The sequence below is a fragment of the Sandarakinorhabdus sp. genome, assembly GCF_031430775.1.
GTDB lineage: Bacteria > Pseudomonadota > Alphaproteobacteria > Sphingomonadales > Sphingomonadaceae > Sandarakinorhabdus.
This window is the reverse complement of the sequence record NZ_JANPCD010000150.1, coordinates 1-9,692: the sequence shown is the minus strand read 5'-3', so window position 1 is coordinate 9,692 and position 9,692 is coordinate 1. Positions and strand designations below refer to the sequence as shown.

The window sequence follows — 9,692 nt, the reverse complement described above, 5'->3', positions numbered from 1 at the left end:
GGCTGGTGGCGTTCCTGTCTTATGGCAAGGGTGTCTGGGCGCTGATCTATTTTCAGCGCACACATGGGCTGTCCGTCGGTGAAACGGCGCTTTATGCCGGGACGATCCTGGGCGCCGCCGGCATTTTCGGCACCTGGGCCGGCGGCTGGCTGGCCGACCGGTATGGCAGCCAAAACCGCCGCCACATGCTGACCGGCCCGGCCATCGGCATGGTGATCGCGCCGCCCATGCTGTTTGCCGCCTATGCCTCGTCCGACTGGCGAGTGGCGATGGCGCTGCTGGTGCTGCCGACAATCTTCAATGCCAGCTATTATGGCCCGGCCTATGCGGCGGTGCAGACGCTGGCGACACCGCAGACCCGCGCCATGGCCGCCGCCGTCATGGTGTTTGCGCAAAACCTGATCGGGCTGGGGCTGGGGCCGTTGTTTTTCGGCGCCATGTCCGATTATTTCAAACCCATGGCTGGTCCCGACAGCGTCCGCTGGGTGCTGTACGGTGCCGCCTGGCTCGGGCTGCTGCCGGCGTTTTTCTTCTGGCGGGGCAGCATCGCGCTGGGCCGCGAAACAACCAAGACCGCTTGACCCATATGTCATTAATTGGCACTTTAAATGCCAGTAAATGGAGTCGCCTCTGATGCTTGTCCTGCGCACCCCCGACGCCGCCTTTGCCGGCCTCACGGATTATCCCTTTGCGCCTCACCATGCCGAGTTGACCGACCGCGCTACCGGCACGGCGCTGCGTCTGCATTATATCGACGAGGGACCGCGCGATGGTCCCATCGTGCTGCTCATGCACGGCGAGCCGAGCTGGTCCTATCTGTACCGCAAATTCGCCGGGCCGCTGGTGGCCGCCGGCTGCCGGGTCATCGCGCCCGACCTGATTGGCTTCGGCAAATCTGACAAGCCTGCGGACCGCGCCGATTATACTTTTGAACGCCATGTCGAATGGATGAGCGACTGGCTGACGGGTCTGAATCTGTCCGGCATCACGCTGTTCTGCCAGGATTGGGGCGGGCTGATCGGGCTGCGGCTGGTCGCGGCCTTTCCTGACCGGTTTGCGCGGCTGGTCATCGGCAACACCGGACTGCCCATCGGCACCGGCTGGTCCGAAGGCTTTCGCGCCTGGCTCGAATTTTCCCAGAAAGTGGAAACCTTCCCGGTCGGCTTTATTGTCAATGGCGGCACAACCCGCGACCTGACGCCGGCCGAAGTTGCCGCCTATGATGCGCCGTTCCCGGACGAAAGCTTCAAGGAAGGCGCCAGGCAGTTCCCCACGCTGGTGCCGGTGACGCCCGAACATGCCAGCGTCGCGCAGAACAAGGCGGCGTGGGAGGTGTTGGAGCGCTTCGACAAGCCGGTCGTGACCTGTTTTTCCGACAAGGACGCCGTTACCCATGGCGGCGAAAAGGTCTTTATCGAGCGGATTCCCAGTGCCGCCGGCCAGCCGCACACTATCGTCAAGGGCGGCGGGCATTTCCTGCAGGAAGACGCGCCCGAAGAACTCGTCGGCATCATCCTCGATCATATGAAAAGAGCCTGAAACATGGACGTGAGGAACGAGGTTTTTCCCGGCCCCGACAAGGCGCAGGCATTTTTCGCCGATGCCGATCATGGCCCGATGGTCATGGTCAACCTGCTGAAATTCAGGGATGTGGCAGAGTATCCCGATGGCCGCGATCCCGGGCTGTCCGGCCGCGAGGCCTATAACCGCTATGGCGCCGCCGTCGTCGCCTGCCTTGAGGCCGTTGGCGGCCATGTCGTGTTTTCCGGCCCGGTCAGCGGCATCCTGCTCGGGGATGTCGCGGAACTTTGGGATGCGGTCGCGCTGGCATATTATCCCGGCCCGCAGGCGATGATGGCGATGGTGGCAACACCTGAATACCAGGCCATCGAGGTGCACCGCTATGCCGGTCTGGCCGGCCAGCTCAACATCCGCACCAAACCCGGGACCGGCCTGTGAGCCTGTCGTTCGACCTGTTTTGGTCGTTTCGTTCGCCCTATTCCTATCTGGTGACACCGCGCATTTGCGACCTGGTGGCCAGCCATGATGTCACCTGCAATGTTCGCATCGTCTATCCGATTGCCGTGCGGCAGGCGGATTTTTTCCAGAAAGTCGATCCGCTGTGGGTCTTTTACCTGATGAAGGACACTTATCGCACCGCCGATTACCTGGGCCTGCCGTATCGCTGGCCGATGCCCGATCCGGTGATCATGGACCCGGCGACACGGCTGTATCCGGCCGAGCAGCCGCATATCCACCGCCTGTCTCATCTGGGCGTTGTCGCTGCTGCGCGCGGTCGCGGCCTGGAATTCATTCGCGAGGTTTCGCACACTATCTGGTCCGGTACCGTCGATAACTGGCACGAAGGCGACCATATGTCAGATGCTGCGGCGCGGGCCGGGCTGGACCTTGCCGAAATGGACGCCGCCATTGCCGCAGACGAGGCGCACTGCATCGCAGCCATCGACGCCAACCAGACCGCCCAGCGTGCAGCGGGCCATTACGGCGTGCCGCTGATGGCCGTGGACGGCGAGCCGTTCTTTGGCCAGGACCGGCTGGACCAGTTGATCTGGCGCCTGAAACAAAAGGGCCTGCAACCGCGCTGAGCGGCCCTATTCATCCTCGCGCAGGGCAAAGGCGAGGGCGGCGGCGATACCGGCGGCGATCCCCAGATTGCCCAGCCCGATCCATGTCCACGCCAGCGCCCCCATGGCGGCGCCGCCCAGCATGGCCAGCCACAAGGCAAGATAGGGCAGCCAGTCCCAGCGATTGCCGCCGTCCAGCGCGCGGGCCAGTCGTTGACCGACCTTCACCAGATTGCCGGTCATGAACGTCAGGCTGATCTTCACATCGCCGCCTGCCTCGAACACGCAATTTTCCGCGCCCATCGCAGTGGCGGCCAGCAGCAGCGCCGGCACGGTCTGCCCCGCCGCCGCCGCCAGCGCCGCAAGCCCTAGCAGGCCGGCCACCAGCAGCAACTGCGCGCGCTGCCGCCGCCGCCCCAGCCGCCCGCCCACAAGCGTGGCCAGTGTCACGCCGGCCACGAACGCGCCCAGCAGCCCGGCTGCCAGCGCCGCGACCGGGCCATGCTGGCTAAGCCCGACACCCAGCCGTGTGCTGTTGCCGGTCATGAAACTGAGGAAGAGCCCGCCGCTGGCAATGAAGCCGATGGCATCAACATAGCCGGCCAGCGCCGCCAGCGCCGCTGCAATCACCTGGTCACGGCGGCCATGCCCGACCATCGGCGTCAGGCCGCCCGTCGCCAGCCGCGCATCGTGCCCCACACGAGCAACAGTGCCAGCAAAGCGCCTGCCAGTGGCGCCAGCCGGCGCGGCAGCAGATGGCGCAAGGCATTGTCCTGGATTTGCTGCGGTGCGCTATAGCCGTCCGGCATCGCCAGCACCTTGTTGGCCGCCGCCCAGCGCGCATAATCGCCCTTCATCGCCGCCAGCAGCGCCGGCTGCGCCGGTCCAAGGTCGCGCGTTTCGCCGGGGTCGGCCATGATGTCGAACACATGCCAGCGGCCATCGCCATAGGGCGGCAGGTTCTTCACCAGCTTGAAATCGCCCTTGAACAGCACGGCATTGCCCGACAGCTCGTAACCGATGGCCTCGTCTGCGCGATGTGCCGAGCCAGTGCCCGCCAGCATCGGCACCAGCGACCGCCCCTCAAGGCCGTCGCCCGCCGAAACGCCGGCCAAATCGAGCAAGGTCGGCGCCAGATCGGTGGCATAGGCAAATCCGTGCGCCACCCGGCCCGGCTGCCAATCGGTTCGCCCCGGCGCTGCAATGATGAACGGCACTCGCAGGCCGCCTTCGGATGCGCTGAATTTGTAGCCCTTCAGTGGCGACGCCGCCGCGCTCGCCCAGCTGGCGCCGATATAGGTGAAGCTGCCGGGCCGGCCCTGGTTGGCGGGCGCCATGTCGTACATGGCGCGGGTATTGGCGGTGGTGAACCAATTGGCTTCGGGGTTGCTGGCTTCGGCGCCATTGTCGGACACGAACACGAACACGGTGTTGTCATATTGCCCGCTGGCCTTGAGATGGCTGACCAGCCGGCCGATCTCGCGGTCCAGCGCCGTCGCCATGGCGGCATAGACGGTCATGGCGCCGGACCAGCGGGCGCGTTCCTGCGGCGTCAGCGCCTGCCAATCGCGGGTGGAGGCCATGGTAACGTGCGGGCTGGCCGGCAGCACGCCGGCCTTGACGGTGCCGGCGGCGCGCGAATCCCTGAGCGCGCTCCAGCCGGCCTCATAGCGGCCTTGATAGCGCGCAAGGTCCGCGTCGGGCGCCTGCAGCGGGATATGGTTCGACAAATAGCCCAAGGTTGCAAAAAACGGCCGGCCCTTGACCGACGCCATTTGCCGGATGGCGGTGTCGGTTATGAGCGTGGACGAATAGAAACGTTCCGGCAGCGCCGCAGGCTGGCCGTTTTGCGTCCAGTCGGCGGTTTCATAAAGCAGCTTGTTGGGCGTGTTTTCGAAATTGTCGGCGCCCGATTGGGACAGCGCCAGCGCCTGTTCCCAGCCACGATTGCCCGGCAGATTGCCCGGTTCCCGGTCCGTCGCCCCGCGTCCCAGATGCCATTTGCCGGCAAACAGCGTCGCATATCCGGCATCATGCAGCCGGTTGGCCAGCGTCGGGATGCCGCGCGCCAGCACAGCGTCATAGCCCGGCTTGCCGACATGCGCCGGCGGGATGGTTTCGGGCATGTTGCCAAGCCCGGCCCGGTGCGAATTCATGCCGGTCAGCAGCATGGCGCGCGTCGGGGAACAACTGCCCGCGACATGGAAATTTGCCAGCCGCGTACCGGCGCGAGCCAGCGCATCGATGTTGGGCGTCGCAATCTCGCTGCCAAACGCGCCGACATCGGAATAGCCCCAGTCATCGACAATGATCAGCACGATATTGGGCCGCGCGGCGCCTGCCGGCTTGGCTGTGGAGGGCTGGGCCAGGTCGGGCTGGGCCAGGGCGGCGCCGGCCAACAGCATGGCGGCTAGCGCGGCGCGGCGCACCATGCCGCCAGCAGGCAAACGTGATCGGCGAGGTATCCCGGTGCTCAATTGAGGGTCCTTGCGGCAATGGCCGTGCTGCCGGCGGTCAGGCTGAACATCATGCCATCGCGGCCCACGACGATATCGCCCGAAAAACGCGAGGGGGCATCACCAAGAAACGCCGCATCGAACAATGACGAGGGAATGGGCGGCACGATATGGCTGAGCACCAGCTGCTTCACGCCGGCTTTTTGGGCAATGTCGGCGGCGGCTTCGGGCGTGGTGTGATAATCGGTGATATCGCGGGTGATCTGCGCAGTGTTGCCCGCGCCGCGCGCCGCCAGCGCCTTGGTGAGCAGCGCCACCAGCCGGGGTTGCAGCGCCTCATGCACCAGCAGGTCGGCACCCTTTGCAGCGGACGTCACAACCACCGACGGGGCCGTATCGCCGCTCAGCACCACCGAACGGCCCTTGTAGTCGAACCGATAGCCATAAGCCGGGCTGACTGGCCGGTGATTGACGGCAATGGCCGTGATGACCAGCCCATCGCGGTTCCAGACCTGCCCCGGCATGACAGTGCGGGCCGCACCGCCAGCACCGGACGGCGGGGTGATGACCGGGCCGTGATGGGCCGTGCGATAACCATTGTCGAGCGCATAGGCGGCATTGAAGCCGGCCATGACCTGCTCCACCCCCGGCGGACCGAGAACCGGCAACGGACTGGTGGCCGTGCGGCCCGTCCAGCGCATCAGCATCAGCGGGCCGATGCCGTCCAGATGATCGGAATGGAAATGCGTCAACAGCAGCGCATCGATGCGGCCGACTGGCACCCCCCAGCGCGCCAGGTTGCGCGCGCCGCCTTCGCCGGCATCGACAATGACGATGGTCCTGCCGGCGATGACAAGCGTGCAAGGCCCGGCACGCGCAGGGTCGGGCAAGGGTGATCCGGTGCCGCACAGCACGACATGCAGCCCGTCGGGCAGGTCCGCCGTGATGTCACGCCCGGCGCGGGTGGCGGCGAAGCGTTCCAGCAACAGGGTGCCCAGACTTGCCCGCATCAGCCATGCGCCGGCGGCAAGCACCAACAGCACACCGACCCCAAGGGATATCTTTTTTCGCATATTGGCCATTCTATCCCGATATCTGGCACGCGCAATGCCAGCACCTTGGCATTTTCTGACAATATGATACCATCATTAGCAATGACGTATCACAACGGGAACATGACATGGCAATGGCATTGCGCGGGCTAGTCGCCCTTATCGGATTGTTCAATATCCTGATCGGATTGGGTTTTCTGATGCGCCCGGCGCAACTTGCCCAGCAGTTTTTCCTGTCCCCCGTCGGCAGCCAGGGCCTCGCGACCCTGCGCGCAGATTTTCCCGGCTTTTTCATCACCGGCGGTACATTTGCCCTGATCGGTGCGCTGCGGTCCGACACAAGGGCGCTGCTGGTGCCGATGCTGCTGCTCGCGGTGGCGCTGGTCGGGCGATTTGTCAGTTTGGCCGCGGACGGCTTCGGACCCGAAGCCGTGCAACCGATGGTCGCCGAAGCGGTGATGATTCTGGTGCTGTTCCTGTGCCAGCGCAGTCTGGGACGCGCCAAATGAAGCGTGCCTTGTGAAAACCTGGGCAAAGGCCCTGCTGGGCAGCGTCGCTGTTGTCGGCGCCGGGCTTTATGCGGGCGGTGATTATATCAGGCTGCACCTCAACGGCTGGCTCGCGCCGGCAACCGGGCCCAATCGCCCGGTCACATGGCAGCGTGGGCCTGACGCGCCACCAGTCGGGCAGCGGCCGCCCAACATTATCCTGATCGTTGCCGACGACCTTGGCTTCAACGATGTCAGCATCACTGGCACCGGCGTTGCCGGTACTGCGACACCCAATATCGACGCCATTGGCCATGAAGGCGTGGTGTTCGCCAACGGCTATGCTGGCAACGCGACCTGCGCGCCGTCGCGCGCCGCACTCATGAGCGGGCGCTATGCGACCCGGTTCGGGTATGAATTCACCCCCACCGACGTCAAGCTGCCAAGCTGGTTCCCGTCCAGTCTCATCCGGACCGATACATTCTTTGCTCGCAACATCGCCAATTTCCACACCGATTCCAGCCTCAAGCCGATCTTTGACGAAGACGCGGCAGCCAAAGCGCCGACACCCGGTGCTAAGGGCATGCCGGCATCGGAAATCACCATCGCGGAACAATTGCGCACGCGCGGCTATCACAACATCCACCTCGGCAAATGGCATCTTGGTGAGGCTGCCGGCATGCGTCCGGAGGACCAGGGCTTTGACGAATCGCTGGGCTTCATCATCGGCGGCCAGATGTTCCTGCCGGAAAACGACCCCGATGTCGTCAATTCCAAGCAGGAATTCGACCCCATCGACCGGTTCCTCTGGGCCAATCTGCCGTTCAGCGTGCAGTTCAATGGCGGCCCGCGCTTTGCTCCCGATCGCTACATGACCGATTATCTTACGGGCAATGCTGTCAAGGCGATCCGCGCCAACCGCAATCGGCCGTTCTTCATGTACCTCGCCTACAACGCCCCGCACACGCCCTTGCAGGCGCTCAAGAGCGATTACGAGGCGCTATCCGGCATCAAGGACCACCGCACACGCGTGTATGCTGCCATGGTCAGGGGGGTCGATCGCGGCGTTGGCCGGGTGATGGCCGAACTCAAGGCGCAGGGCCTGGATGACAATACGCTGGTTGTTTTCACCTCCGACAATGGCGGCGCGCACTATGTCGGGCTGAAGGACATCAACAAGCCGTTTCGCGGCTGGAAGGCGACATTCTACGAAGGCGGCACGCATTTGCCGTTCCTGATGCGTTGGCCGGCGCGCATTGCCGCCGGGTCTCGCATGGCAGCACCTGTCAGCCATTTCGACATTTTTGCCACCGCAAGTGCAGCTGCGGGCGTGCCGCTGCCCAGGGACCGGGCCATCGACGGCGTCGATGTCCTGCCCTTTGTGAGCGGGGAGGCGACGGGTGTGCCGCACCGGACGCTGTTCTGGCGGTCGGGGGGCTACCGCGTCGTGCTGGACAATGGCTGGAAACTCCAAAGCCTCGATGTGCGCGGGGGCGACAGGCTTTATCATCTCGCCAGTGATCCAACCGAACAGCGCGATGTTGCCGCCGCACAGCCCGCCAAAGTTGCCGAGCTGAAAGCTCGGTTGGTTGCCCATGACCGGACACAGAAACCCCCGGCGTGGTTGTCGCTGGTCAAATCACCAATTCCGCTCGATCGGCCACTTGGGTCATCTCCGGTAAATAATGAGGATTATATCTACTGGGCAAATTAGGCGTGCAGCGTGTCATGAGGGGCGTAATGGACAAGCGTTTGACAATGGAGCCCGATGGTCGCCGTCGGCGGTCCTTGCGAAGCCGTGATAGCATCATCGCGTCCATCATGGTGCTTGTCGAGGAAGGGGCCACGACGCCATCGGCCGAGGAAGTCGCGGCGCGCGCCGGTGTCGGCCTTCGCAGCGTGTTCAGGCATTTCAACGACATGGAGAGCCTGTTCGCCGAAATGACGATGCGGCTGACGCAGCGCTACCAGGATTCGCTGGCGCCGTTCGAAGCGACAGACTGGCGCGGCCAGGTTTTCGAAGCGATGGAACGCCGGCTGAAGGTTTTCGAGGCGCTGTTGCCCTATCGCCGCGCGGCCCAGGCGCACCGCGGCCGTTCGGCAACCATCCGCACCTACCATGACCAGTTGCTTGCCATGCTGCGGCAACGGCTCGAACGCACTGTCGCTCCGGCGCCTTTGGCCAAGGATGCGATGTGGGTCGAAACGCTCGACATGCTGCTGAGCACCGAGGTTTATGAACGGCTGCGTTTCGAGCAGGCGCTCGATCATGAACGGGCCAGCGCCGTGATCCGATCACTGGTGGAAAAACACACGGCCTGACAGCCATGTGAAAAGGCGCCGGCATCCCTGCGTCTTTTCCTTTGCCGTTCCCGCGGCCTATCCCTATTGTCATCCGCTTTCTCAAGGGGGAAGCTGTGGCCTTGGCATTGGTCGGAATCATCATGGGGTCTCAGTCCGACTGGCCGATCATGACGCATGCCGCGCAGACGCTGGACGCGCTAGGCATCGCCCATGAAGCGCGCATCGTGTCGGCGCATCGCACCCCGCAGCGGCTGTATGACTATGCCGGCAGCGCCAGCGCGCGCGGTATCCAGATCATCATTGCAGGCGCCGGCGGCGCTGCGCATTTGCCTGGCATGGCGGCGGCGATGACGCATTTGCCGGTGCTGGGCGTGCCGGTCGAATCCAAATCGCTCAAGGGCATCGACAGCCTGTTGTCCATCGTCCAGATGCCCGCCGGCGTGCCGGTTGGCACGTTCGCCATCGGCAAGGCGGGTGCCATCAATGCCGCGCTGCAGGCGGCCGCCATATTGGCGCTGAGTGATGCGGAATTGTCGGCGCGGCTCATTGCCTGGCGCGCGGCGCAGACCGATGCCGTGGCGCAAGTGCCCCGCGACGTGCCGGACGCCCATAGCGTCTGATGATCGCGCCCGGCTCCACCATCGGCATATTGGGCGGCGGCCAGCTTGGCCGCATGCTGGCACTGGCTGCGGCCAGCATGGGCTACCGCGTGCATGTGCTGGCGCCCGAGGACGAACTGCCGGCTGGTGATGTCGCGGCGCAGGTGACGCGCGCCGCCTATGACGACAAGGCGGCACTGGACAGTTT

Annotated in this window: 11 protein-coding genes and 1 pseudogene; 9 read left to right on the top strand and 3 right to left on the bottom strand. The window is 64.6% G+C overall.

Annotation, left to right across the window (positions count from 1 at the left end):
* The 4 genes from RMQ73_RS09650 to RMQ73_RS09635 form a co-directional block, all read left to right on the top strand.
* On the top strand, nucleotides 1-581 hold a 581-nt coding region (locus RMQ73_RS09650; RefSeq protein WP_310497983.1), incomplete at its 5' end, for an MFS transporter.
* Between the two features lie 52 nt (nucleotides 582-633).
* The gene (locus RMQ73_RS09645; protein ID WP_310497982.1) at nucleotides 634-1,539 is read left to right on the top strand and encodes a haloalkane dehalogenase; all 906 of its coding nucleotides are present in this window, start codon (nucleotides 634-636) and stop codon (nucleotides 1,537-1,539) included.
* A 3-nt stretch (nucleotides 1,540-1,542) separates the two neighbouring features.
* Nucleotides 1,543-1,959 (top strand): DUF1330 domain-containing protein, encoded by a 417-nt coding sequence (locus RMQ73_RS09640; protein ID WP_310497980.1) that lies wholly within the window; start codon nucleotides 1,543-1,545, stop codon nucleotides 1,957-1,959.
* Nucleotides 1,956-2,606, top strand: coding sequence for a DsbA family protein (locus RMQ73_RS09635; RefSeq protein ID WP_310497979.1), 651 nt, complete (start codon nucleotides 1,956-1,958; stop codon nucleotides 2,604-2,606). The genes RMQ73_RS09640 and RMQ73_RS09635 overlap by 4 nt, the downstream gene beginning before the upstream one ends.
* A gap of 6 nt (nucleotides 2,607-2,612) precedes the next feature.
* Here RMQ73_RS09635 and RMQ73_RS09630 read toward each other — a convergent pair whose 3' ends face one another.
* The 3 genes from RMQ73_RS09630 to RMQ73_RS09620 are packed head-to-tail and all read right to left on the bottom strand — an operon-like array spanning nucleotide 2,613 to nucleotide 6,114.
* Nucleotides 2,613-3,284 (bottom strand): DUF1275 family protein, encoded by a 672-nt coding sequence (locus tag RMQ73_RS09630; RefSeq protein ID WP_310497978.1) that lies wholly within the window; start codon nucleotides 3,282-3,284, stop codon nucleotides 2,613-2,615.
* Nucleotides 3,248-5,062 carry an arylsulfatase gene (locus tag RMQ73_RS09625; protein WP_310497977.1) on the bottom strand — a complete coding sequence of 605 codons (1,815 nt, stop codon included), beginning with the start codon at nucleotides 5,060-5,062 and terminating at the stop codon, nucleotides 3,248-3,250. Before RMQ73_RS09625 ends, RMQ73_RS09630 begins: the two co-directional genes overlap by 37 nt.
* Nucleotides 5,059-6,114, bottom strand: a complete 1,056-nt coding sequence (locus RMQ73_RS09620) for an MBL fold metallo-hydrolase (RefSeq protein WP_310497976.1) — start codon at nucleotides 6,112-6,114, stop codon at nucleotides 5,059-5,061. Before RMQ73_RS09620 ends, RMQ73_RS09625 begins: the two co-directional genes overlap by 4 nt.
* 107 nt (nucleotides 6,115-6,221) lie before the next feature.
* On the opposite strand from RMQ73_RS09620, the gene RMQ73_RS09615 reads away from it, so the two are divergent.
* From RMQ73_RS09615 to RMQ73_RS09595, 5 genes and pseudogenes are all read left to right on the top strand, one after another.
* Nucleotides 6,222-6,602 (top strand): DUF4345 family protein, encoded by a 381-nt coding sequence (locus RMQ73_RS09615; RefSeq protein ID WP_310497975.1) that lies wholly within the window; start codon nucleotides 6,222-6,224, stop codon nucleotides 6,600-6,602.
* Between the two features lie 10 nt (nucleotides 6,603-6,612).
* Nucleotides 6,613-8,295, top strand: coding sequence for a sulfatase-like hydrolase/transferase (locus RMQ73_RS09610; protein WP_310497974.1), 1,683 nt, complete (start codon nucleotides 6,613-6,615; stop codon nucleotides 8,293-8,295).
* A 74-nt stretch (nucleotides 8,296-8,369) separates the two neighbouring features.
* Nucleotides 8,370-8,903 carry a helix-turn-helix domain-containing protein gene (locus tag RMQ73_RS09605; RefSeq protein ID WP_310497973.1) on the top strand — a complete coding sequence of 178 codons (534 nt, stop codon included), beginning with the start codon at nucleotides 8,370-8,372 and terminating at the stop codon, nucleotides 8,901-8,903.
* A 122-nt stretch (nucleotides 8,904-9,025) separates the two neighbouring features.
* Nucleotides 9,026-9,505 (top strand): 5-(carboxyamino)imidazole ribonucleotide mutase, encoded by a 480-nt coding sequence (gene purE, locus RMQ73_RS09600; RefSeq protein ID WP_310497971.1) that lies wholly within the window; start codon nucleotides 9,026-9,028, stop codon nucleotides 9,503-9,505.
* Nucleotides 9,505-9,692: pseudogene (locus RMQ73_RS09595) on the top strand (5-(carboxyamino)imidazole ribonucleotide synthase); the annotation flags it as partial. The gene purE and the pseudogene RMQ73_RS09595, both read left to right, overlap by 1 nt.

Bases quoted from the DNA above. Each gene is read 5' to 3' on its own strand.
- RMQ73_RS09640 (WP_310497980.1), top strand. From the start codon at position 1,543: ATGGACGTGAGGAACGAGGTTTTTCCCGGCCCCGACAAGGCGCAGGCA.
- RMQ73_RS09645 (WP_310497982.1), top strand. From the start codon at position 634: ATGCTTGTCCTGCGCACCCCCGACGCCGCCTTTGCCGGCCTCACGGAT.
- RMQ73_RS09620 (WP_310497976.1), bottom strand. From the start codon at position 6,114: ATGCGAAAAAAGATATCCCTTGGGGTCGGTGTGCTGTTGGTGCTTGCC.
- RMQ73_RS09615 (WP_310497975.1), top strand. From the start codon at position 6,222: ATGGCAATGGCATTGCGCGGGCTAGTCGCCCTTATCGGATTGTTCAAT.
- purE (WP_310497971.1), top strand. From the start codon at position 9,026: ATGGGGTCTCAGTCCGACTGGCCGATCATGACGCATGCCGCGCAGACG.